At 63.6% G+C, this 24,550-nt stretch carries 16 protein-coding genes; 13 read left to right on the top strand and 3 right to left on the bottom strand.

All coding sequences use genetic code 11. The annotated features are described in order from the left end of the window. Positions 1-92 precede the first annotated feature (92 nt). The 5 genes from ABWK72_RS00840 (at position 93) to pdeM (ending at position 6,413) form a co-directional block, all read left to right on the top strand. Complete coding sequence (locus ABWK72_RS00840) at positions 93-887, top strand: hypothetical protein (RefSeq protein ID WP_367872879.1); 795 nt, start codon at positions 93-95, stop codon at positions 885-887. After that, positions 887-1,750, top strand: a complete 864-nt coding sequence (locus ABWK72_RS00835) for a mechanosensitive ion channel family protein (protein WP_367872878.1) — start codon at positions 887-889, stop codon at positions 1,748-1,750. Before ABWK72_RS00840 ends, ABWK72_RS00835 begins: the two co-directional genes overlap by 1 nt. A gap of 509 nt (positions 1,751-2,259) precedes the next feature. Then, entirely contained in the window at positions 2,260-3,192 is a 933-nt protein-coding gene (locus tag ABWK72_RS00830) for an IS110 family transposase (protein WP_367872877.1), read from the top strand. 153 nt (positions 3,193-3,345) lie between these two features. Continuing rightward, complete coding sequence (locus ABWK72_RS00825; RefSeq protein WP_367872876.1) at positions 3,346-5,766, top strand: ligase-associated DNA damage response DEXH box helicase; 2,421 nt, start codon at positions 3,346-3,348, stop codon at positions 5,764-5,766. Further along, positions 5,763-6,413 carry a ligase-associated DNA damage response endonuclease PdeM gene (gene pdeM, locus ABWK72_RS00820; RefSeq protein ID WP_367872875.1) on the top strand — a complete coding sequence of 217 codons (651 nt, stop codon included), beginning with the start codon at positions 5,763-5,765 and terminating at the stop codon, positions 6,411-6,413. Before ABWK72_RS00825 ends, pdeM begins: the two co-directional genes overlap by 4 nt. A 236-nt stretch (positions 6,414-6,649) precedes the next feature. Here pdeM and ABWK72_RS00815 read toward each other — a convergent pair whose 3' ends face one another. Continuing rightward, positions 6,650-7,045, bottom strand: coding sequence for a winged helix-turn-helix transcriptional regulator (locus ABWK72_RS00815; RefSeq protein ID WP_367872874.1), 396 nt, complete (start codon positions 7,043-7,045; stop codon positions 6,650-6,652). A 123-nt stretch (positions 7,046-7,168) separates the two neighbouring features. Here ABWK72_RS00815 and ABWK72_RS00810 point away from each other — a divergent pair, with 123 nt between their 5' ends. Further along, a complete protein-coding gene (locus tag ABWK72_RS00810; RefSeq protein ID WP_367872873.1) occupies positions 7,169-8,023 on the top strand; it encodes an SDR family oxidoreductase in 855 nt (284 codons plus the stop codon). Positions 8,024-8,027: 4 nt separating this feature from the next. Here the strand turns inward: ABWK72_RS00810 and ABWK72_RS00805 are convergent, their stop codons facing one another. Together ABWK72_RS00805 and ABWK72_RS00800 are read right to left on the bottom strand one after the other, a co-directional pair. Next, on the bottom strand, positions 8,028-8,216 hold the full coding sequence (locus ABWK72_RS00805; protein ID WP_367872872.1) for a hypothetical protein: 189 nt from the start codon (positions 8,214-8,216) through the stop codon (positions 8,028-8,030). Positions 8,217-8,348: 132 nt separating this feature from the next. Then, positions 8,349-12,563: a PVC-type heme-binding CxxCH protein gene (locus ABWK72_RS00800; RefSeq protein WP_367872871.1), complete on the bottom strand. Its 4,215-nt coding sequence runs from the start codon at positions 12,561-12,563 to the stop codon at positions 8,349-8,351. 650 nt (positions 12,564-13,213) lie between these two features. Here ABWK72_RS00800 and ABWK72_RS00795 point away from each other — a divergent pair. The 7 genes from ABWK72_RS00795 to ABWK72_RS00765 all read left to right on the top strand — a co-directional run bounded on the left by ABWK72_RS00795 (position 13,214) and on the right by ABWK72_RS00765 (position 24,443). Beyond that, positions 13,214-14,128, top strand: a complete 915-nt coding sequence (locus tag ABWK72_RS00795; protein WP_367872870.1) for a hypothetical protein — start codon at positions 13,214-13,216, stop codon at positions 14,126-14,128. 131 nt (positions 14,129-14,259) lie between these two features. Beyond that, positions 14,260-16,458, top strand: a complete 2,199-nt coding sequence (locus tag ABWK72_RS00790; protein WP_367872869.1) for a hypothetical protein — start codon at positions 14,260-14,262, stop codon at positions 16,456-16,458. 74 nt (positions 16,459-16,532) lie between these two features. Beyond that, positions 16,533-17,075 carry a hypothetical protein gene (locus tag ABWK72_RS00785; protein WP_367872868.1) on the top strand — a complete coding sequence of 181 codons (543 nt, stop codon included), beginning with the start codon at positions 16,533-16,535 and terminating at the stop codon, positions 17,073-17,075. Positions 17,076-17,224: 149 nt separating this feature from the next. Next, a complete protein-coding gene (locus ABWK72_RS00780) occupies positions 17,225-19,051 on the top strand; it encodes a HEAT repeat domain-containing protein (RefSeq protein WP_367872867.1) in 1,827 nt (608 codons plus the stop codon). Between the two features lie 776 nt (positions 19,052-19,827). Then, complete coding sequence (locus tag ABWK72_RS00775; RefSeq protein ID WP_367872865.1) at positions 19,828-22,053, top strand: tetratricopeptide repeat protein; 2,226 nt, start codon at positions 19,828-19,830, stop codon at positions 22,051-22,053. A gap of 77 nt (positions 22,054-22,130) precedes the next feature. Next, positions 22,131-22,886, top strand: coding sequence for a glucosamine-6-phosphate deaminase (gene nagB / locus ABWK72_RS00770; RefSeq protein ID WP_367872864.1), 756 nt, complete (start codon positions 22,131-22,133; stop codon positions 22,884-22,886). A 201-nt stretch (positions 22,887-23,087) separates the two neighbouring features. After that, positions 23,088-24,443, top strand: a complete 1,356-nt coding sequence (locus ABWK72_RS00765; RefSeq protein ID WP_367872863.1) for a hypothetical protein — start codon at positions 23,088-23,090, stop codon at positions 24,441-24,443. The last annotated feature ends 107 nt before the right edge of the window (positions 24,444-24,550 follow it).

Genomic DNA, 24,550 nt, shown 5'->3' with positions numbered 1-24,550 from the left:
TCCCTCCGAAACACACTTCATTCGACATTCGGAAATTCTGAATTCGTCATTCATCATTGCGCCCCGCCCCACCTTCACGGTCTCTTAGCCCCATGGCCGCCACCGAACGCTGGCACGAACGGACGCTCCATGACGGCGAATGGCTGCGTGCGGACTTCGGCAACCTTACCCTGGTGGTCCTGAGCATTCTCGAGGAATGGCGGGTCGCCGCCCTCTACGGCGACCAGCGACAGATCCTCGATGGGCTGAACATGCCGCCGGATGACCTCCCCTGGCAGCGCTGGGACCGCGGCGAGAAGGACGTGAAGCTGCAATTCCGCCCGACCTTCCCCGACCGCCCGGTGATCGTCCGGCCCCGCTCGGCGCTGCACCTTTCCCCCCGCGCCATGGCGAATTTCTTCGTCGGCATCCCCGCCTTCATCGAGCTGAACGCCCACAGCGAGGGCCAATACGAACGCCTGAATGCCTGGCCGAGCGAACCGCCCTCGAATACCTGGCACGGTACGCCGATCTCCGGCACCCTCTGCTATTCGGTGAAAACCCGGGCGCGGCGGCAGTTCATCCCGGAGGATTGGCAGGAGCTTTCGATCATCTCGACCATCGAGATCGCCAACAGCGGCGCGCATACCCTGCCCTTCGAGCGGCTTTTCTTCGAGACCGGCCACCTCGCCGTCTTCGAGCACCTCGGCCGCCTGTGGTCGAATCACGCACGCATCCGCACCGGCGAGAAAGACGACTCCCTGAGCGGCGTCGTCTTCGGCCAAAAACCCTTCGGTGAGGCGGCCAATGCCGTCGAACTCACTCCGCCCCGCCTCGGCCGGGTCCGGCGCAGCATGTTGAAAGAGGCCTTCTCCACCTTCCTCGGCGTCAGCCATCCCCACCTCTGATGCTGGACGATCTCAACGCCCTCTTCTGGAGCAGCCCGGCACTCCAAAAGGCCTCCCGGGTCCTAGTGATTCTGATCACCGGCGTCCCGATCGTGCTGCTGATCTCGCGGATCACCGCGGGCATCCTCCATCGCCGGCTCGGCCAGCAAGGGGGCGACCTCCTTGCCCGGATCGTCCGCTACGCCGGCTACCTGCTCATCCTGATCGCGATCCTGGAGGAGTTCGGCTTCAACCTCGGCGCGGTTCTGGGGGCAGCAGGGATCGCCGGCGTCGCCATCGGCTTCGCCTCGCAGACCTCCCTCTCGAACCTCATCTCCGGCCTCTTCATCGTCGGTGAGCGACCTTTCGAGAAGGGCGACATCATCGAGGTCGGCACCTTCACCGGCACCGTCGAGGAAATCGGCCTGATGGCCCTGACCTTGCGGACCTTCGACAACCGTTCGGTGCGGATCCCGAACGAGACCCTGGTGAAGACCAATGTCGTCACCGTCACCCGCTACCCGATCCGCCGCATCGACCTCACCATCGGCGTCTCCTACAACGAGGCGATCGACCGCGTGATGAAGATTCTCCGCGAGGCTGCGGAGGATCATCCGGCCGTCTTGGACGAGCCGGAGCCGGTGATCGTCTTCAATGGCTTCGGCGAATCCACCCTCAACTTCATGATCGGGGCCTGGACCACCAAGGAAGACGTCATCAGGGTGAAGAACGGCCTCCCCCGGCGGATCAAGGAAGCCTTCGACCGCGAGGGCATCGAGATCCCCTTCCCCCACCGCGTCCTCACTGGCAACCGCTCGATGGAACCCATCCCCGTCGTCGTCGTCCCGGACCCGAAGCCTCCGGAAAACGGCGACAAGCCCTGAGGCCTTGAAGGGTGGTCCGCACAGTCCCCTGTGAGACCAAATGGTCCCCCACAGACCGCTCACCCCCATGGCATGCTGCTTCCAGCACGGTTGAGGGATCACTCTCCGAGTGGTCAAGCTAGGAGCGTGATCCACCACCACCCCGTGCGTGCCGCGTCGGGCAGCATCATTTTCTTATCCCATTCATCCCATCCATCCTGTATGTTTGGAAATGCCGCTATTGACCCCGGATCCGCCGCGGGTGGCTTCCGAGAATGGGCCGGAACGAAGCTCGTCGGAGGAAGCCACCCGCGGCGGATCGCCAGGGACCACCTTCGTGTGATCCCATTGCGGCCGCCCCGGGAGAACGCGGGCGGGGGTGGCCTTCCCCGCCCGCGGCGGAAACGTCCAGGCCGAATCCATCCAGGACCTCCGAGTCCGTGACCGAGCTCATGGCCGTTCGTTTCCGCTCCCGGTTCAATGCTCGAACCACTGAATGGGTCTTTGAACCCGCATCGCAAGATTGAGACATGAACCGCAATACACCTACCCACATCGGCATCGACGTGTCAAAAGCACGCCTCGACGTCCATATCCCCGGCCAAGCCCACCTGCAGGTCGCCAATTCCGCCCGCGGGCTGGACGACCTCTTCGCCGCCATCGCCGGCGTGGAGACTCCCCACCTCGTCTGCGAGTCCACCGCGGGCTATCAGAAGTTGTTGGCCGTCACCGCCCTCCAGCGCGGCATCCCCGTCTCGGTCGTCATGCCCGCCCGCGTCCGCTATTTCGCGCTCTCCGGAGGCATCCTCGCCAAGACCGACCGCATCGATGCCCGCCTCATCGCAAGCTACGCCGACACTCACCGGCCCCCGGCCCTGGTGGCTCCCGATCCCGCGGCCGTCGTGCTGCGCCAGATGCTCGAAGCACGGCGCGTCCTCGTCGACCTCATCACCGATACCGGCAACCGCCTCGAGCTCGCCGAGGGCTTCCTTCGCAAAACCCTCACCAAGCTGCGCCGCGCGACACAGCGCCTGCTCGACCAGGCCGATGCCGGTATCGCCGCCCACGTCGCGGCCTCGCCCGTGCTCGCCGCCAAGTCCGAACGGCTCCGCCAGCTCAAGGGGGCAGGTCCCGTCCTCGCCCACACCCTGCTGGCCTACCTCCCCGAACTCGGCATCTTGCCCGACAAGACCGTGGCCTGTCTCGCGGGCGTCGTCCCTCACCCCAAGGACAGCGGCACCACCTGCGGCAAGCGCAAGATCCAAGCCGGCAGGGGGGCGGTGCGCAAGGTCCTCTACATGGCCGCGGTCTCCGCCTCGCACTCCAACACCGTTTTGAAAGCCTTCTACCAACGTCTCCTACAAGCGGGCAAGCCCGCCAAAGTCGCGCTCACCGCCGTCATGCGCAAGATGATCACCGTACTAAACAAACTTCTCGCCGACCCGGATTTTACCCTTGCCTGAAAACACCACTGCTTGGTCTGAATCTCCTCCATCTGCGTCCATCCCGTTCATCTGCGGTTGATTGCTTCATGCAAACCTAACGGAGTTCCCCTAAAAAGGGCCGCGAAATCTCCCTTTGCACCTCCTCCCGCCCGGCCTGATAAACTGGCGGTAATGCCCGCCTCGCCCCTCCAGCCCTTCTTCAAGCACAAGGGCTGGAAACCGTTCCCCTTCCAAAACGAGGTCTGGGCCGCCTACGCCGCGGGCAAATCCGGACTGCTCCACGCCCCCACCGGCCAGGGCAAAACCCTCGCCGTCTGGCTCGGCCCCGTGGCCGAAGCGCTTGCAGCCAAGACCCCGCCAAGTTCGTGCAGCATCCTCTGGCTGACCCCGCTCCGCGCCCTCGCCCAAGACACCCTGCGCGCTCTCCGCGAGCCTCTCGAAATCCTCGCCCCCCAGCTCCAGGTGGAGGCCCGCACCGGCGACACCTCCGCCGCGATCCGCGCCCGCCTCCGCAAATCCCTGCCCTTCGGCCTCGTCACCACCCCGGAGAGCCTCTCGCTGATGCTCACCCACGAGGACACCCGCGCCAAACTCGCGAACCTCAAGGCGGTGATCGTCGATGAATGGCACGAGCTTCTCGGCTCGAAGCGCGGCGTCCAGGCCGAACTCTGCCTCGCCCGCCTCCGCGCCTGGTTCCCCGGCCTAAAGATCTGGGGCCTCTCCGCCACCCTCGGCAATCTCGACGAAGCCCGCGAAGTCCTCCTCGGCACGACCCACCTCAACGCCGTGACCGTCGCCGCCGACCTCAAAAAAGAGATCAAGGTCGAGACCATCATCCCGAAGGAGATCGACCGCTTCCCCTGGTCCGGCCACATCGGCACCCGCCTCGCCCCGCAGGTCCTGCTCGAACTCGACAAGGCCCGCACCACCCTGGTCTTCACCAACACCCGCTCGCAGACCGAGATCTGGTGCCAGGAACTCCTCTCGCTGCGGCCCGAATGGCACGACCGCATCGCCATGCACCACGGCTCCCTCGACCCCGCCGAGCGCGTCAAGGTCGAGCAGGGCCTCCGCGATGGCTCGCTGCGCTGCGTGGTCTGCACCTCCTCACTCGACCTCGGCGTCGATTTCTCGCCCGTCGATCAGGTCATCCAGATCGGTTCGCCGAAGGGCATCGCCCGCATGCTCCAGCGCGCCGGCCGCTCCGGCCACCAGCCGGGAAAAACCTCGCGCATCCTCGGCGTCCCCACCTTCGCGATGGAACTGGTCGAGTTCGCCGCGGTCCGCGATGCCGCCGCCGTTCGCCACCTCGAATCCCGCCGCCCCCTCAAGAAACCGCTCGATGTCCTCGTCCAGCACCTCGTGACCTGCGCTATCGGCGAGCCCTTCGAGCCGGATGCCATGCGCCGCGAAATCCAGTCCGCCCACGCCTTCCGCGATCTCACCGATGCTGAGTGGGACTGGTCGCTCGGCTTCATTTCCAGCGGCGGCAAGGCCCTCACCAACTACCCCCGCTACCGCAAGGCCCACCTCGTGGAGGGCCGCTACACGGTCGACGACAAGCGTCTGATTCTGCAGCACCGCCTGTCGATCGGCACCATCTCCTCGGACACCCACATCAGTGTCCGCTTCGCCCGCGGTCAGACTCTCGGCACCGTGGAGGAAGGATTCATCAGCCGTTTGAAACCCGGCAGCCTTTTCGTCTTCGCCGGCCGGAAACTGGAGTTGGTCCGCCTCCACTTGAAGGTCGCCACCGTCCGCCCCTCGAAGGGCGATGCCAGGGGAAACATCGCCGTCTGGGGTGGCAGCAAGATGCCCCTCTCCACCGAACTCTCCCACGCCACCGCCGCCCGCCTCCGCGGCGAAGGCAAACCGGCCCCCGAGATGAAGGCCGTCGCCCCCATCCTGGCGATCCAAAAGCGCTGGTCGGAACTGCCCGACGATCGCATCCTTTTGGTGGAGCACGCCCGCTCAAGGGGAGAAGAACACTTGTTTATCTACCCCATGGCCGGGCGGGTGGTCCACGAGGGCATCGGTGCCCTGATGGCCTTCCGGATGCGCACCAAGGACAGCATCACCATCACCCAGAACGACTATGGCTTCTCCCTCAGCGCCAGACGAGGCCTGAATCTCAGCGAGGAATCCATTCGTTTGAATCTATCGTTGGACCACCTGTTGGAGGACGTGATCGCCTGCCTCAATACCGCCGAACTTGCCCGCCGCCAGTTCCGCGAGGTTGCCCGCGTCGCGGGGCTCATCCTTCAGAATCTTCCGAGACGCGGCGGCCGTTCCCAACGAGAAGTTCAAGCAAGCTCGCGCCTGCTCTTCGAAGTACTCGAACGCTACGATCCCGGCAATCTTCTCCTTTTACAGTCGGAGCGTGAAATTCTAGAGCGTCAATTCGAATTCAGCCGCTTGCACTCGGTTCTAGCTGACATTTCAAACCGGCCCATACATCTGGTTGAAACGGAGCATCTCACACCCATGGCCTTCCCCTTGTGGGCCGACCGTTTGTCGGCCACCTTCTCTCCCGGCGACGCTGCGACCCGCCTCGAACAAATGCTTCAAGAGCTCAATCAAGCCGCGAAATGACCATTCAAATTGCTAATCAAACGCTTCAGCTCGTCGCCGACTCCGCTGTCCTCTTGGACGACGGCACCCTCGTCGTCGCCGACCTCCACCTCGGCAAAGCCACCGCGTTTCAAGCACAAGGACTCGCCATTCCGGAGGGTGACAGCCAAGCCGACCTCGACCGCGTGACCGGCCTCGTCAAATGGCACCAAGCCACCCGTTTGATTGTGAATGGCGACCTCTTCCACTCCCCCGCCGGCCTCACAGACGAAATCCAACGCTTGTTGGAAACATGGCTGAACGACCTCCAGATTCCCGTCCAGCTCATCCTCGGCAATCACGAGCGCAAGCTCTCCTTCATCCCCCACGGCCTCAACCCCGCGGAGTCCACCGAGCAGGCCGGCTTCCACATCGTCCACGATCCGAAGGACGCCCCGGACGACCGCCCCACCGTCACTGCCCACTGGCATCCCGTCGTGAAGATCGCCGATGGCAAGCGCACCTCCCTGCGCCTGCCCTGCTTCCTCCTCCGCCGCCAGATGCTCGTCCTCCCCTCCTTCGGCACCTTCACCGGCGGCCAGATCCTCGACCCCGAAAAGGGCGACCGCTACTTCGTCAGCCCCGGCGAAGACATCGTCGAAGTCCCCTCCGAACTCATCCGCGGCTAGTGGCAGGGACCGGTCGGCGGATTGCAGTCGCGTAGCGACCGTGGACTGCGCGCAGCCTGCTGCCGTGAAGCACCTGACACTTCCCGCATCCACGCTCCGTCCGCGGCTCGCCACACCTTGGTGCTTCGCCTTTGCAGCGCCCCTTGCAGCAGGCTGCGCGCACTCCACGGCGGCTGCGCCGCGGAAGGCCAATCCCAACCGGACCGACCGAGAGCGATCCTTGCCCCCGTCACCCCTCACTTCTCCCCCGCACCCGCCGGTGCCACATAGCACTCCCGCGCCTTCTTGACCTGCTCGTGGTTCTCATCCGCCCACACCACCAGCGGCTCGATCTTCACCAGCAAGGACACCCCCAAATCCGTCAGCCGGTATTCCACCTTCGGCGGGATCACCGGATAAATCTGCCGCGAAACATACCCATCCCGCTCAAGGGCCCGCAGCGTCTGCGCCAGCATCCGCTGCGAAATGTCCCCGATCGCCCGCTTCAATTCCGTGAACCGCAGCGTCCCTTGCGAAAGCCCCATCAGCACCAGCAAACTCCAGCGGTCGCCGATGCAATCGAGCACGTTCCGGATCGGACACTTCTGGGCATGGTCGGTGCCGCGTTGGACGGGTGGAAAGGAAAGGCTCATAACAGTTACCCGGCAGTAACCAGGTTACAAAAAGAACCCCTCTTGCGGGACTTTCCGGAACTCGGTATCGATTAGGAACCAAGCACCGATCCGATACCAACTCAATCCCGAACCGCCCCTACCATGATCGCCATCACCGGAGCCACCGGCCAACTCGGCCGACTTGTCATCGCCGAACTCTTGAAATCGACCCCGGCCGGCAGCCTGGTCGCCATCGTCCGCGATCCCGCAAAAGCTGCCGACTTCACGGCAAGCGGAGTCGTCGTCCGCCAGGCCGACTACGCTGACCGCGCCTCGCTGGAAGCCGCCTTCGCCGGGGTCGCGAAGCTACTTCTCATCTCCTCGAACGAACTGGGCAGCCGCGCCACCCAGCACGCCAACGCCATCGCTGCGGCTAAGACCGCGGGAGTCAGCCTCCTCGCCTACACCAGCGTGCTCCACGCCGACCGCTCGCCACTCGGCCTGGCCGCGGAGCACTTGGAGACCGAGCAGATCCTGGCCGCCTCCGGCCTGCCCTACGCGATCCTCCGGAACGGCTGGTACACGGAGAACTACACCGGCTCCATCCCCGCCGCCCTGGCCCATGGCGTTCTCGCTGGCAGTGCTGGCGCGGGCCGCATCTCCTCCGCCGCCCGCCAGGATTATGCCGAGGCCGCGGCCAAGGTCCTGACCGGCTCCGCCGGGACCGCACGGATCTACGAACTCGCCGGGGACGAGTCCTACACCTTGGCAGATCTTGCCGCCGAGATCTCCAAACAATCCGGCAAGACCGTCCCCTACCAAGACCTCCCGGAAGCCGACTACGCCGCCCTTCTCCTGAAGGCCGGCTTGCCGTCCCCGGTAGCCGGACTGATCGCCAGCAGCGACCGCAGCGCAGCGGAAGGTGCCCTCTTCGACGACAGCCGCGAACTCTCGAAACTCATCGCCCGCCCGACGACGCCGCTTGCGGAATCGGTCAGACAGGCGCTCCTCGGGTGATGCGTCACCTCAGCTTGGCCCGGATCACCTCGTCCAGCTTCTCCCTGCCCTCGGAGATCTTCACCTCCTGGCAAGCGGCCACCAGCGCCTCCGTGACAGCCTCCTCCGATTGCCCGGGAAACTCTTTCACGAGCTTGCCGATGAACTGGGTCTTCTCATGCTTTTGCACGCCGCTGAAGAACCAGTTCTGCACGCCACTTTCGGTTGGATGATCTGCCATAAATCGGGTCGGGTCGGGTCGGCGGCGCTTGGAGCAAGCGCCTGCCTCCGCTCCTCCCGTCATACAGCCCCAATCTCCCCGCGCGACTTAATCCTCGAACTCATTTCACCAGCTCGGCAGGAAGGTCCCTGCAGAAGCCTCGAAGCGCAGGTTATCCCCACCGGCGGGCCAGCGCCCGACGAGGCGGTGGATGCCGGCTTCAAGCGGCAGCTTCCCGCCCCGGAATGGCTTTCCATCCACCCACGCCGCCGTGGGACGGGCATCGCCGGGGAGGGTGAACTCCACCTCCGTAGCCTCCGCCAATTGAAGCCGGGTACCCACGAGCACCTCCTTCGCTGCCCCGGTCATCGTCGCGATGTCGGTGCTCAACAAGGTCCCGTTGACCGTGCCATTCACCATCAGCCAAGGAAGTTTCGGATCGCCCTGCATGGCAGCTTCCGCCGCCTCGCCATCGACCGGCAGGAGCGCCCAGACCCGCGGGGCCCGGCTCTTGGTCGCGTCGTAGTCGCCGGGCTTGCCGAGCTGGGAGAGGAATTTGAAGAGGTCCGCCTGCTCCTGCTCCTTCAGCGTCGCGATAAGCCCGGCGGGCATCAGGCTGCCGGTGTCGGTCTTCTTCAGGATCGCGTCCTCGCTCAGCGTGATTTCTTGGCCGCTGGCATCGCTCAGCACCACCTTGCCATCACCGCTGCGCAGGAGCCGCCCGATCAGGGTCCGGCCATCCTTGGTCTCGAAGATCACCGAGTGGTAGCCCTCCTTGACCTTCGCGCCCGGCATCAGCACCGACTCCACGAGGTAGTCGAGCGGGGCGCTCGCACCGATCGAAGTCATGTCCGGCCCGACCTTGCCCCCAGCACCGCCGATGGCGTGGCAAGCAGCGCAAGCAAGCTCGGCGCGGCGGTAGATCGTCTCGCCGCGCGCGGCATCGCCCTTCTCCGCCGCGAGCTTGGCCAGCTTGGCGACGGACTCCGCACTCGGGCCGCTCATCGCAGCACTTCCTGCCTGCTCGCGGAGCAGGCCTAACAAGGCGGCGTTCTCATCGATGTCCGGGATCGCGGGCAGATTGGCCGCGGCCACATCGGCAGCGAGCGGCTGCTCGCGGAAGGACTTCACGAGGTCGGCAGAAAGACCGCTGAGGGAAAGCGCCTGCTGCCAGAAGGCACGGGCTTGGCCCAAGTCATGCAAAGTGGCCACCACCGGCCGGATCGCTTCCACCGCAGCAGCGCGGTGATGTCTTGCCAAAGCCAGCGCCGCGGCAGCCTGGACATCGCCTTTGGCCACTTCATGCAAGGCATCCCTGCCCGCTGCGGAGTCGAATCGGGACAAGCCTTCGATGGCCGCAAGCCGCACGGGCATGGCCGCGCTCGCATCACCGGCGATCTCCTTCATCGGGCCTAACAGGCCCTCGACCTTCAAGGCACCGGCCAAGCGGAGTGCGGCGCCTGCGACCTCCGCTTGCGGAGCCCGGAACAAGTTGGCGAGCCGCGCATGATCCCCCTCGGGCTTGCTCTTGCCGCCATTCACGGCGGCCTCGATCCCGCCTAACACCTTGGCGGTGGTGGCGGTGTCGAAACCTCCTTCCAAAGCCCGACCATAGACCGCGCGCAGCAGCACCGGATCACCCGTCTTGAGCGCCAGGCCGATCCAAGGGCCCGATCCATCGGCAGGCAGCGGCTGCGGCATCAGCTTGCGGACGCCTTCCAGACCGCCACCACCGGGCAGGTTCGCGAGCACGAAGTCCAGAGAGGCTTCCCGCCCTTCCAAAGCCAGCTTGCCATCGAGCAGCGCCGACAACCAAGGCTGCCCTTGCTCGCGGACCGTCAACCACAGGGCATAGTTGATAAAGCGGTCGGTCGGCTGAGCGAGCACGTGCAGGGCGGCGTCCGTCGCTGCCGGGGTGCCCAGCTTGGCCAGCACGCGGACCGCCTCGAGCCGGACCCGCGGATGAGAGTCATCGGCCGCCTTGGAAAGCAGCGCCTGCGCCTTGTCCTTGCCCAGCCAGTCGCCAGCCACGCGCACGGCGGCGGCGCGGACCTTGCCATCGGGATCGGCCAAGGCTTTCTCTAACGAGGCGGGGTCGGGGCGGCCTTGACCTTGGCTCAGCCAGAGCGCAGCGAGCAGCTTGCGACCGCTGGTGGCGGTTTGCTTCCAGCTCTCGATCTCCTTGTCGAGGCGAGGCGTGGCTTCGCGCTCCACCAGCACGGCCATCGCCTGCTCGCGGTCGTGGCGTTGGTCGCAGTCTAACAGCTTGAGAAGGTCCGCATGATCCAGCTTCGCCAGATCGCGGCGCGGTGCAGGGGTCGCGCCCTTCTTCTGCACGCGCCAGATCCGGCCGTGCTCGCGGTCGCGGCGCGGATCGCGGAAGTCGACCTCGCCGTGGTTGATGATCGGGTTCGACCAGTCGGCAATATAAAGCGCACCGTCGGGGCCGATCTTCACGTCGATCGGGCGGAAGTTGACGCTCTCGGTCCGCAGCAGATCGCCGGACTCCTGCGCGGCGTAACCGGAGCCGCTCTCGGTGACGGCGAAGCGGACGATCCGGTGCGCGCGGAAATCGCAGGTGATCATGCTGCCCTGCCACTCCGCCGGGAAGAGCGGGGACTCGATGATCTCCAGCCCGCAGAACTTTGGATAGGACCCGGGGCTGACGCTATCCAGCACCTTGTCCGCACCCGCATAGGTGAAATACATCGCACCCGGCACCGCCCAGTTGATCCCCTGCCCGCCCGCGCCATCGGTGACGAAGGACTGGCCGTAGGCGTCGAACTGGTGCCCCCAGGGATTGCACCAACCGTAGAAGACCGGCTCGATCTTATCCGCCACCGGATCGAAGCGCATGATGCCGCCGCTCTTCAGGCGCATCAGGCCGTTCGGGGTTTCGACATCGCTGCGGGTGTAGATGCTCTGGTTCATCCACAGCTTGCCATCCGGCCCGCGGCGCAGGGTGTGGAGATTGTGGTGGGTATCCTCGGTGCCGAAGCCGGTCAGGACACGCTGCTTCGAGTCCGCCTTGCCGTCCCCGTCATGGTCCGGGAAGTAAAGCAAGTCGGTGCTCTGCGCGACATAACAACCGCCGCTGACCGGCAGCACCGCGGTCGGCATCAGCATGCCCTCCGCGAAGACCTTGGACGAGTCCGCCTTGCCATCGCCGTCCGTGTCGTCGAGCACGATGATCTTGTCATCGGCGGTCTGGCCGACCTCGATCTGCGGATAGGTCTCCGAACTCGCGACCCAGAGGCGGCCCGCGGCATCGAAGTTCATCTGCGTCGGCTTGTGCAGCAGCGGATTCTCCGCCCACAACGTGACCTCGTAGCCATCGGCCACGGTGAACTCCGGATGCGGCTGCGGCGTGTGCGCGGCGACCTTCGATTCGGTGCGCTTGGCGGGCTCGGGCAGGGTGACTTGTTTGGTGAGATCGCGCAGTTGGGCGATGCGCGAATCCTCCTCCGCGACCAGCTTGTCGAAGGCCTCGATCTCGCCGGCATTGCGACCCTGCTCGGCTTTCCGGAAGCCGAAGATATAAGCCATGTTCGCCGGGCGGGAACGGTGGAAGAACCACTCGTTCTTGCGCTTGATCGCCGTGAGCAAGGGTACGGTGGCAGGCGTATCAAGATCCGCCTCCCGCCAGCCGAGCTGGCGCTGGATCAGCTTTGCGACACCGGCATAGCCGACCGCATTCAAGTGGATCCCATCGGGCGAGAGTTCCTGCCCGGCCATGACCGCCTCCAGTCCGTCCAAGGCAACGAAAGGAAAGCCGCGTTTGGCCGCTACTTCGGAGAGCACGCCGTTGATGGCGGCGAGCGATTCGCGGTGGCTGCGGACCAGCGGGGTCGCGTCGGTCTCGCCTTCACGAAGGAAACGCGGCGGAGCACCCAGCACGACGACCCGCATTCCCGGCAGGGTCCCCGCGTGATCCAGAAGCCGCTCGAAGTCGCGGCGGAATTCCTCCGGACTCTGCCCTCCCGGCAACGAGGAAGCCATGCCGTAGCCGGTGATCAGGACGCTCGGCTTGTAGGTGGCGAGTTGACCTTGGAGCTGCCGCCAGCCTTCGCCCGCAGGTTCATGGCCTGCCTGCGAGAGGCTCAGGCCGTAGCGGGAATCCCCCGCGGGGGTATCCGCACTCCAGCCCAGATTGCGGAAGCTGACATTGCGATCCGGAAAGGCGGTGGTGAGGAACAACTCCATCGTGCCCTCGTACTGCTCGCGCTCGATGAAGCCATCGCCGAGGAAGGCCACGCGGTCGCCGTCCTTGAATTCGAAGGGAGCGGCAGCGTGCAGGGCGGCGAGCGGGGCAAGCCCGAGAAAAAGGGAAAGTGGACGCATGGGTTCGCAGCTTGCTAACACGCTCGGCGGAAGGCGGGAACTATCATAAATAGGGGGAGTAAATACGGGGCGGGGATGAAAGACCGTGGTTTTATTGGAGGGAGGAGGAACCGGAGAACCGGACACCGCCCGGCAGAACGGTCCCTCGCACTCCGCCCCCAAGGGTACGTAGTCCCGCCTTCAGGCGGACGCAGCACGGGGAAACACCTCATCTCCCCACCGCTCCGCCGAACGCCGCCACGGGGACCACCGGGCACCGCCCGGCAGAACGGTCCCTCGCACTCCGCCCCAAGCCCCGCAACCCCAGCGCCACCCACCCGCGGACAGCGCCCCTTGGGACCGTCTCGGGCACGAGAGGATGTGGGTAATGCGCAAAGCAGTCTATCACAGTCCAAACTGCCCGTTACCCACATCTTTTCGTTCCCGATTCACGGACAGCCCTCCTGGGAGCGCTGAGTCACCCGGCCCGCAGAATGGTCCCTCGCTGCCTTGCTCACGGAAAGGTAGGCAGCCAAGCGACGGCGCTCTCCGCCCGCGTGATGTATGACGCTGCTCCGGCTGCTTCTGCGGGGCAGTGCCTCCGCGCTCCCAGGAGCTGGCGCGTCGATCTCTCCACAATGCGGGTAACGGGCAGAGGCCAAGACCGCTCCGTGGTTTTCCCGCGGGCAGGTTCAGGTATTGCCGCGGATTATCTCGACGAGGAAGCAAAGGAAGAGCCGGAGGCTTCAACGGCCATCGTGGGACCAATTGCGGATGGATCTCCGGTGCCTGCGATTGAACCGCCGCCCCAGCCTGATTTCGTCGTGGAATCGACAATCACCCGCAGCGTTTTCGTTGAGAAAGCGCCTGAAATGGCCGGGCTTCCCTCCGTGAAAGGAAGAATCAATGTTACTTTGAACCGGGTCGAAGACCCGCGGCTTCCCAATCCACCTCCACCTCCACCTCTGCCGCCCTTGGACCCGGATGATCCCGTGGTCCAGGCCCGGCTCGCGGAGATGCGTGAAAACTACAAACGGACGGAACTCGTTTTCGTTTCAGCTCAGGTATACGATCACGCCTGTAGTTTGGTCCGGTGGTATCCCAACGGGCAACCCCGCTCAATAATGTCGGCATGGTCCAACATTGATTTCAATCACTTCAGTGGCTTTGCGGCCTGCCAGATCAAGGGGGTTGACGGCGAAATTAGGACCTACGGATTCCTGATGGGAACCGGCAATTGCGACACGACCCGCCTTGAACAACTAGCCGCGCAGCGTGGTTTGGATTACGAACCGCCGGATATCCCCGCGTTGCCTCCTCTTGCTGATGGCCCCGCTTTCGTTCTGGCTGAAGGCGACTCCTCCAACCAAGAGGCGATGCGGATCATTGATGACATGCATGAGCTGTATCGTGTGGAAGGCCTGCGGATGGCGCAGGCCTACGAAGGCCGCACCCGCGCACAGGTAGAGCGGCTTGCCTTCCTCCTTGCCAATCCGCCACAGCCCAAGGACGTGACGATTCATTACTGGAAACGCGAACGCCCTGCAAATGGCGAAACCCAAGCCGGGGAGGGCTCCGGGGAATGACCGCGCTCGGACGAATCGGAACAATCGCCATCGCGTCTGCTGTTGCGATCGCGCAACTTCGAGGGGATCAGCCACAAATCGACCTTACGGCGGTTTCGCCAGGCTCATGGAATGCGGATTGGGAAGGGGTGGTGAACCGGACCTATTTTCTGCAGTGGTCCTTTGACTTGAGGGACTGGCATTTCTTCCCGGAGATCGAGCATGGGGCGGCTCCCGCTCCCTATGGCATCAACTCGACGGCGGAGACGTTCTTCATCCGCCTCAAATACACGGACATCATCACCTCCGATCCCGAGGGCGCCGACTTCGACGCCGACGGCCTGAGCAATATCGATGAGGTCTCGATCCACGACACCGACCCGCTGGAGTGGGACACCGACGGCGATGGGCTCGACGACGTTTGGGAAATCGACAACGGTCTCGACCCGCGGGACGACGGTTCGATCGACCCGGCGAACGGAGGTACCGGGGATCCCGACAGCGACGGGCTCTCGAATCATTTCGAGTGGTGGACGGATGCCGATCCCCACAATCCCGACACGGATGGCGACGGTCTGGAAGACGGGGAGGAATTCCATTTTCATCACACGAGCCCCACCGCAAGCGATTCGGACCAGGACGACCTCTCGGACCACGACGAGGTCCGCATCCACGGAACCAAGCCGGACCTGTGGGACACCGATGAGGACACCCTCGGCGATGGCGAGGAAGTGCTCACTCATTTCACCGACCCCTTGGACACGGACACGGACGGGGACTGGATGTGGGACGATTGGGAACTCGCCAATAGTCTCGATCCGGTGGATGCTGCCGACGGTCTCTTGGATGCCGATGGCGACGGCCTGGCCAACAAGCTGGAATTCGTCTTCCTGGACAAGGGCTACAACCCCCTCACCCCGGATGCCGCAGGCTTTCCCTGGACAGGGGATCCCGACCACGATGGCAAAACAACCGCCGTGGAATTCGGCACCGTGCATACCAATCCCCGCCAACCCGATACCGATGGCGATGCGATGAACGACGGCTGGGAGGCCGACAACGGCTTCGATCCCACCGTGGACAATGCGACCGACGGCGATCCCACCAATGATGCCGGTGCCGATCCCGATGGCGATGGTCTGAGCAACGAACAGGAGTCGGCGCGCGGTACCAAGCCGAATGATCCCGACAGCGACGGTGACGGCGTGCCCGACGGCGATGAGGACGAGCAGGGGACGAATCCCAACGACCCGAACGATCACCAACCGCCGCCGCAGGGAACGGTTGCGGTGAGCGTCACTTTCGGCGATCATAGCGAAAGCCACTCGGAAATGTACATGGTCTACCTGGAAGCCATCGCGGGGGATACGCAGAACCGCCAGCGCACCAACCGGCGGTATGGAGCGCTGCAAACCGACACCTTCCACTTGCCGAAGGGGGCCGAGTACAAGGTGACGTTCAAATATATTGGGACCGACGGTAAGTATCGCCGTACGCCCCGCCCTGATTACGATTACACGCTTGCTTTCACCAGCGATGAAATGGATCCCGCGGTGAAGATCGTGTTCGACGATCCCGAGGGAATCCTGGGCGAGCATGAGGAGGGCGACCCATTCTTCGCCGCGGGCAAGACGGCTACCCTGTTCACGGCCCATCTAATCTCCCAAACAGTCGCCACAAAGCCGGATAACCGTGAGAGAAGCAAGGTAGGGGTCGGAGAAGTAGTCGATCTCACCCTAAAACCCTCAAATGTACCATCCCCGGTCTGGGCTCTTTCAGGAGCGGTTGGAACTTCCACGCTCGATCCTCTGGCCGGTCCCATATCTACCTTGACTGCCGGCGAACGGGAGTGCAGGCCTGTCGTGGAAGTGACGATTGGTGGATCGACCCTCAAGATCAATTTCGAGGTGATCCAACCGACCGGCGTCACCATGACAAGAGAGCCCGGGACGGGAATCTTCCACGTTTACGGAAATGCAATTACGGGATTTAAAGGGAGGGCTTATGTTACACCGAACGATGTTTCATTTAAATACATCCAAGTCAGGGAAGGCACTTGCCCTGCAATCTGCGAAGGCTCTCTTGAAGGCTACGAATATGATCACCCGGTACCTAGGGACGACGACGGCAACGCAATATGGGGTGACATAGTCGAAGGAACTTCTGCCATGCCATCGAAACTCGCCGATGTGGATCAGATTAGGAGCGGTATCTACCCGCCGCCTTTTCCCGGCCCCGATGATGGCACATTCCTGTGGAATATTCCTTGGTATTACAGACTTCCTGGGGGTCTTATACGGATATTACAACGGTACCTCAAAAAGAAGAACTCGAAGCATCCGGCAAATTGACCTTGTCAAAGGGCGGGCATCCTGAGTCGACCGAAGCCAATGACCCGACATCTGGATTCTAAAATGCCAACACAATGAGAGATAGACTTTTAAAACTAACAATCGCCGTGGCAATGTCGTCACTTTCGCTTGCGGTGGAGCGGGATCTTGAATCGGAGGTGGCCGCCGCAGCGTCGCAAGATAACATCACCGCCCTAAGTGAAACTTATCCTAGAATAAATGGCAACAAAACATTAACCATTGAGGTCAAATTGCGGAGCTGCCTGCGGATTCTGGATGTGACCGTCCGCTACCTTACGGCGAATCCTAACAGACCGAAAGATGCTTTCATGAACGTGGCACCACCGGACGGCCGCTATCGCCCTGGAATCGCTCCGGAGGATATCGATGACCCTGTCATTCGGGCGAAGTATGTGGATATGCTAAAAGAAAATAATATCGCCCGGGACAAGAGTAATCGATGGGTGCGGGCCGGAAATCTCAAATCGAGTGTAGAGAGATACGTCCGCGCGGTGGTCACCAATGACCCGACGCTGCTTGATAAGGATGGCATCAAAGACCTATGGCTGAAGCTGCCGGAGGAGACTCGCAAGGAACTTCAAACCCGCAAGCCATGAGGGTTCCCAATGGCCATGAGAAAAGATCGTGTGGGGATGGCGTTCGTCTTGCGAACGTCCTCATTGTCGCCCGGGTTGAGCCGGATCTTGAATCCGTCGGTGGTAATCCTTAGGACTTACCCGAGTGGCAAAGGACTCCTACTCCGCTGATGAAAACCTCGCTTCTTTTCGCCTGCCTGCTTCTGGTCCTTCCAGCAGCACACGGGGGAAACGCGCTGCCGATCAAGACTAAGTCCGGCGCGAAATTGTCCGTGCCGCCCGGGGTGGACGTCAGTCTCAAACTGCCGGAGAAGGTAAGACTCGGCGATGCGATCCCCGGGGCTTTCACCGTGAGAAATACCGGCGGCGAGCCATTTGAAATTTCAACCGGCGGAGACTACCGGGGAACGGGTTTCCCCATGAGATTGAAAATCCGGGTTACCGATTCACGGGGCAAGGTGCTGCCCGACGAGAGTATCAAGCTCTGGAACCGCGGCGGCATGATAGGCACTGAAAAGATTGGCCCCGGCGGCTCAAGCAACATCGCGCTTCCGCTGGCGGGATATGTCATGTTTCCCGGCGCGGGCATCTTCACCGTGGAAGCGTGCCATGATCTGGGTTGGATGGTGGAGGAGGAGCGCCCGCACCCCGTGGCCAAGGCCAACATTGAAATCATCATGCCCAGCGCGGAGGAGGCCCTTGCCCGTGTGCGGGATCTCTGCTCCGGAAGCGATCGTGACCGTCTCCTCCAGTTGGAGAAACTTCAGCACGGCATTTTCCTCCCTGCGCTCATTCAGGAAGCGCAGGCGGGGCATGCGAATGCCGTCACAGGCATCGCCGGCATTCGCGGGGCGGCGGCGTTCGAGGCGCTGCTCGGCTTGTTGGAAAACCCGTCGCCCGATATCGTCAAGGCTTCAGCGGCCGCGGTGAAATGGCAGTTGCCCGATCTTGCCGACGCCGCGAAGCCCACCTTCCCGTCATGGAGGGACAAAGCCACCATCCTCCAGAACTGGAATCCGAAATTCCGCAAGCAACTGCTCGATGCCGCTCTCCCCATGCTCCGGAGCAAAGATGCCGCCACCGTGGAACTCGGTGCGTCGTTCATCCAAGCCCAAGGCGACGCGGCCCAAGCCAAACCGCTGCTGGACGCCACTCAAACCGCACTCGACGGCCCTTGGGAAATCCGCTCCGGCAAAGGAGCCAACACGCTCGATCCGCCACCACCCCTGCGCGGTCTCATCCACGCCATCGACGCCTTGCGAGGCCGCGGATGGAGGCTCGGGCCGGATCCGGACGGCGGTTCCGCCATGATCCTCGCCCGGTTTCGCGAACTCGCCGACCCTAACATGCCACGACCCGGAACCGACGGCTGGAAACAAACGATCCTCGCATTCATCGATGCGAATCCTCCCACGTTCCGGCAGAATGCCATCCTCGCCATACCCACGCCGGTTCCTGCCGGGTTCGAACCGGCATTGATGAAGGCTCTGGACGACAAGGACTGGGGCGTCCTGCGCTCCGCCTGCGAGGTGGCTGGAAAGTCCGGACGCGTCTCGTTCATCCCGCCGCTCTGCCGGATCGTGGAAACCACACATCAAAGCTCCGTCCAGTCCGCTGCAAGTTCCGCCGCCCAAGCTCTTGGAGCGCGGGTGGAGCTGTGGGAAGCCTGGTACGAGGTGATCACCGATCAGGAATCAATGTACGAGGCTCTGACGGAATTGGCTTTTGGTACCCTTGAAATTCCGTCGCGATCCGGCGGTGGAAACCGCAATTTCACCTTGGAACAACGATTTGCCATCCGCGATGCCTGGCGCGAGTTCATCAGGAAGAACCATGACCGCCTCGCCCGCGGCGAACGGCTCCCTACCGGCGATCCCACCGTGTCCAATTCCCTGACCGGCTCCAATTTCAATGCCAGCGATCCCGCCATCCGCTTCCGGCTTCCTGATGGAAAGTCGTGGCCCGAGCCTCCTGTGGAGCAGGATGCCTCCCATTGACTCTGCGGCGATTCGAGCGGATGCCGCGGATAGGCGTCATACCAAATCCAAGAAATAAGGTGACTCTTCGGCCTTGGTGCACGGACTCGAGATCACTGATCACTGATCACTGATCGCACGGCACTCTGCCTTTTTCCTCCGTGCTTGCTCTGCGACCTCCGCGCCTCTGCGGTTCGTTCCCTCCCCCGTCCATCAGCAACCCCGCAGTCTTGCTTATACCCCACGCATTCAATTGCCCGCCAGAGACATTCACCACCCCGAACGGTAAGAATTCCTTGACGGCCCCCCGAATTCTGTTAGACCCGATACAGCCTGCCATTTGACTCCGGGGGGAATCTGATGGCACCCAGGCTGCCCTACACCGCCGTCGCCCTTCTAGAAGGTGACGGCGGGGAGACCGCCCCCGTGAACTTCTCATTCACGGGGGCGGTCCGATTTCGGGGAGGGAGACTTTTTTCAGGGGCTCAGCGGCCGGTCCAGAAGCGAGCCATATAGCCGAGCCAAATCGCGATGACCGCCAGCACGGTCAGCAGTTCAGGCCAGTGGCGGCGGAAATGGTCGATGAGCTTCCGCTTCATTTCATTCAGTCCTTAGCATGCCCTCAAGGCGGCTGCGCTTCCAAGACATGAAGTGTAAAGATTTGTTAAGGCTCACGGGCGGCCGGGGCGCCTGTATTCACCCTGTCGTCCCAAGGCGGCTACCGCCGGGGACCAGCTTCTAACGGCGGCTCATTTCCCCTTGCGGCGGGGGCCGCGGTTCCTTAGCGTGCGCGCCCTATGTCCCGGAGCCGATTCCCTTTTACCGGCCGTGCCGGTCTGATGGCCTGCGCCTGCGCGATCGGCCTGTGGCCGGGCGTGGCGCTCCCGCAGGAGAAGGAAGTGCCGCTGGCACCGCCGCGGAAAGAAACCGGCCCGGTCAACTTCGACCCGGCCGACGTCTATTTCCAAGGCTGGCTGCTGTCCCGCGATGCGGAGAAGCTGCAGGCCGAGAAGAAATACACCGAGGCGCTGGAGAAGCTGGAACGCTCCCGGGAACTGATCGATAGCGTGGCGACCTACTTCCCGATGTGGAGGCGCGAGATGGTCAGCGGCCGGCGGATCCAGACCAACGAGAGCATCGAGGCGGTGGGACCGCTGGCGCTCAAGGAGAAGCAGGCCGAGCAACGCGAGGTGGCAGCCCTCGAAGGCGGGGTGCTCAAAGGTGCTCCGGCCAAGCCGCTGGGCAATGGCAACGGCGGAGGCATCGCCCCCGCCCCGATGCCGCCAGTGCGCGAGGTGGAATCCCTCGAAACCCGCCGCATCGCCGAGCTTGAAAAGCGCGTGGAGGAACTCCAGGGCGAGCTTTCCAACAAAACCAGTCCGCCCCCCGACGGTTCCAGCCGCGATGCCGACCGGGCACGGGATATCGCGAAACAGCGCGACATGGCACGGGCGGAACTGAAGCGCGCGCAGGACGAGATGGCCCAACTCCGGGCCAAATTCGCCGCCGCGCCAATGCAGGAAGAGATGCAGAAGCTCGCCGACAAGATCGGCGGCCTGGAGCGCGAAAAGGCCGCCATGGGCCAGGCGCTCGGCAAGAGCCAGGAGGAAACCCGCTCCGCCAAGGCGGACGTCGCCGCCCTCCAAAGTGAGCGCACGCGGCTGAGGCAGGAGAGCTCCGACTTGAATCGGAATCTCGATAGCGAGCGCAAGACCAGCAACGAGGTGATCGCCGGCCAGCAGAAGCAGCTCCGTGAATACCAGGAGCAACTGCGCGGCACCGAGGCCAAGCTGGATGGTGCCAACCAGCGCATCACGAAGCTCGAAGGTGAGCTCAACAGCCTCCACCAATCCGTGAACGACCTGAAGGTCGAGAAGGAAAACCTGATGCGCGAGCGCGACCAGATGGCGCAACTGCTGCAGCATGACGAAGGCAACCGGATCAAGACCCTGATCGACCAGAACATGGGCTTGGCCAAGGACCTGCGCGAAGCTCAGGACAAGGTCAAACACATCGACCGGGAGAACAACGCCAACCTCGACGCCTGGGCCGAGGCAATGCGGGACCTGTCGATCGCCAAGCAGAACATCAATGACCTGAAGCGCGAGCGCCTCGCCCAGGACCAGCGCCTGGATGAACTCCAGAAGCGCCTGCAAAACGAGGACCAGGCCTTGGCCGAGGGTAAGGGCGCCGATCCGGCGGAAGTCGAGTATCTGCGCAGCATCATCCAAAAGCAGCTCCGCATCCAGGAGCGCCGCCGCGAGGCCAGCGAAATCCTGGTGGACGCGCTGGGCGAGAAGGCAAAGGGCGACGCGAAGATCGACGAGGCGCTCAAGCTGCTCGATGGAGCGGAACTTCCCTTGACCGCCGAGGAGATGAGCCTCGCACAACCCCGCAAGGTGGATGACCAGTTCGTGTCGCCGGTGCCACGCACCCAAGGCGAAGTGGACGTCAATCTCGCCCGCCTGGAGCAGGAAAACCTGCCCATCACGGATGCGGCGAAGCGCGCCTTCCTGAACAAGCGCTACGAGTCCTCCCGCGAACTCTACGAGATGGCCTTGGAGCGGAACGCGGGCGATACCGACACCCGCTGCAAGCTCGGCGTGGTCCAACTCCGCCTGAACGACGCGCCGATGGCCGCCGAGACCTTCCGCCGCGCGGCCGAACTGAACACCACCAACCCTTACGCCTATCGCATGCTGGGCCTCTCCCTGAGGGAAACCGGCGATCTCGGCGAGGCGGTGAAGGCACTTGAGGAGAGCGTGAAGCTCGCCCCGACGAACGCGGACGGCCGCGTGGTGCTCGGCAGTGTCTACTTCGACGTCGGCCAGGAAGCGGAAGCGGAGGAGCAATTCAAATCGGCCATCGCCTACGATGACGCGATGCCCTACCCGCACCTCAATCTGGCGCATCTCTACGCCAAGCAGGGCAAGAAGAAGCAGGGCCTCGAATACTACCGCAACGCGCTGGAGCGAAACGCGGAGCCGGATATCGATCTGGAGCAGCGTTTGAGCAGCAAGTGACAAAGTTGACTTTTCACGCCATTTCCTGCGTTTTTTGCGTTTGACGCGGGCTGGACTCTTTGGCCCATTGAGCGCGCATGACTGAATCCCTTCCGGTCCGGGTCTTTGCGGATCGCAACGACGCCTGCCGCACCCTGGCAGCCGAGGTGGCCGCACTGATCGGCGCGATCAACGACAGTGGCCGGACGGCCGTGCTCGGATTGGCGACCGGACGCACCCCCCTGCCCTTCTACGCCGAGCTAATCCGGCTCCACCGCGAGGGCGCGCTTTCGTTTTCCCGGGTGGTCACCTTCAACCTCGACGAATACCTGGGCCTGCCGGGCGAGCACCCCGAGAGCTACCGGGCCTTCATGCAGCGCGAGCTTTTCGGCCACGTGGACATCCCGGCGGAGAACGTCCACATCCCGGACGGCACGGTCGGCGAGGCCGAACTGGAAGCCCATTGCCAGGCTTACGAGGACGCGATCCGCGCTGCCGGAGGCATCGATTTCCAACTGCTCGGGATCGGCCGCACCGGCCACATCGGCTTCAATGAACCGGGCTCTCCGAAAAACAGCCGGACGCGCCTGGTCGGGCTCGATCCCGTGACCCGGCAGGATGCCGCACCGTCCTTCGGCGGTCTCGAACAGGTGCCGGAACACGCGATTTCGATGGGCTGCGGCACCATCCTGGAAGCCCGGAAGATCGCCCTCCTCGCCTGGGGCAGCGCTAAGGCGGGCATTGTCCGCGAGGCGCTCACCGGGCCCATCACCGACCAGGTCAGCGCGTCCTTCCTGCAGGAGCATCCGGACGCGACCTTCTATCTGGACGCGGAAGCTGGCGCGGGGTTGTAGCCGTCCCCCGAAACGGTACGCCACCCGTCCCCCGTAACGGGACCGGGGGTGGTGCCCCGAACGGCACGCCACCCGTAGCCCCGAACGGCACGCAAAGGTTACCCCCATAAGGTAATCCCCTGAAGGTGGCGGCAGCTTCTCAAATTCACCGAATTTTCGCATCGCGAAACGGTGCTCTTCTGCTAGGATGAAGGGCGCATCATGCAAGCTCCATCCGATAAACTCCGCACCGCGTGGGCCCGCCAGGCAGCGACCGTGGCGCGCAAGATCAACCTCGCGTGGTGGATCGAGACGCTTTCGGTGCCCTTGGTGGTCATCGGGCTGATCGGGGCCTGCGTGCTTTTGCTGGTGCGCCGGGAAGCTCCGGACTCGCCGCAGTGGGCGCTGTGGTCCTCCGCAGCGGGCAGCGTGGCGGTGCTGGCGGCGATCACATGGTTGGTCGCCCGGCAGCGCTTCGAGAAGCCCGAGCAATCGATGGTGCGGATCGAGGCCTCGATGCGGATGCGCAATGCCCTTTCCGCCGCCCGTGCCGGGGTGGCCCCCTGGCCTGAAGTGCCGCCGCGGGTGGATGCCGGGGTCGACTGGGCCTGGCAGCGCGTGCTGGTTCCGCCGATCGCCGCGGTCGCCTTCCTTCTGGCCGGCCTGCTGATTCCCGTGTCCGCCCGGAATGCCGCAGGCGCGGACCACCCGGATGAGCCGCAGTCGTGGAAGACGGTGGAGACCGACCTGGAGCGGCTCGCGGAAGATCAAGTCATCGACGAGGCCTACCTTGAGGAGATGAAGAAGAAGGTGGAGGAACTCCGCGAGCAGAAGGAAGAGGACTGGTTCAGCCACTCCTCGCTCGAAGCGACCGACACGCTCAAGAAGGAGCACGACGCGCAGGTCGAGAAGATGGAGCGCGAGTTGACCCGCGCCGACAAGGCCTTGGCCAACCTCGCGAAAAACATGAGCGGCATGTCCGCCCCGGAGAAGGAGCGGCTCCTGAACCAATTCGACCAAGCTTTACAAGGTCTCCAGAACGGGGCCCTGAAGCCCAATTCCAAGTTGCTCGATCAGCTCAAGCAGCTCGATCCGAAGAATCTGGGAGGAATGAACGCGGACCAGCTCCAGCAACTCAAGGATAACATGAAGAAGGCCGCCCAAGCCTGCAAGGACTGCCAGGGCGGCAATTGCGAAGGCGGCGGCAAGGGCGACGAATGGCTGGATGAATTGCTCGACGGCCAAGGCAAGGGCGAAGGCGAGGGTCAGGGTGACAAGGACGGCGAAGGTGCCGGCAAAGGTGCCGCCAACCGCGGTCCCGGCCACGCCGACGGCCTGCTGGGCAAGGAGGGCGACAAGGTCGACATCGGCAAGCTGACCGGCATCGACTCGAAAGATCTTTCCCGCTCGCTGCCGGGTGACTTGCTGCAACTGCAAGACGGCGAACACGAGGTGGACAAGAACACGGGCGGTCTCCAGGTCGGTGGCGAGGCCGCCACCGGTGCCGGCGGCAACCGGGTCTGGAAGGACTCGCTCGATCCGGACGAGCAGAAGGCGATGAAGAAGTTCTTCGAGTGAGCGCCGAGCGGACTGAAGTCCGCGCTCCCGGGGCAAGTGCGACCCGCTTCCCGCTATGGAGTACTTCAGGTATTCCAACAAAGCGGCGGATTTTTCATGGCAACTTC

The organism is Luteolibacter sp. Populi (assembly GCF_040801775.1).
Taxonomy (GTDB): domain Bacteria; phylum Verrucomicrobiota; class Verrucomicrobiia; order Verrucomicrobiales; family Akkermansiaceae; genus Haloferula.
The sequence above is the reverse complement of the archived record's forward strand: the minus strand, read 5'-3'. Positions and strand labels throughout refer to the sequence as shown.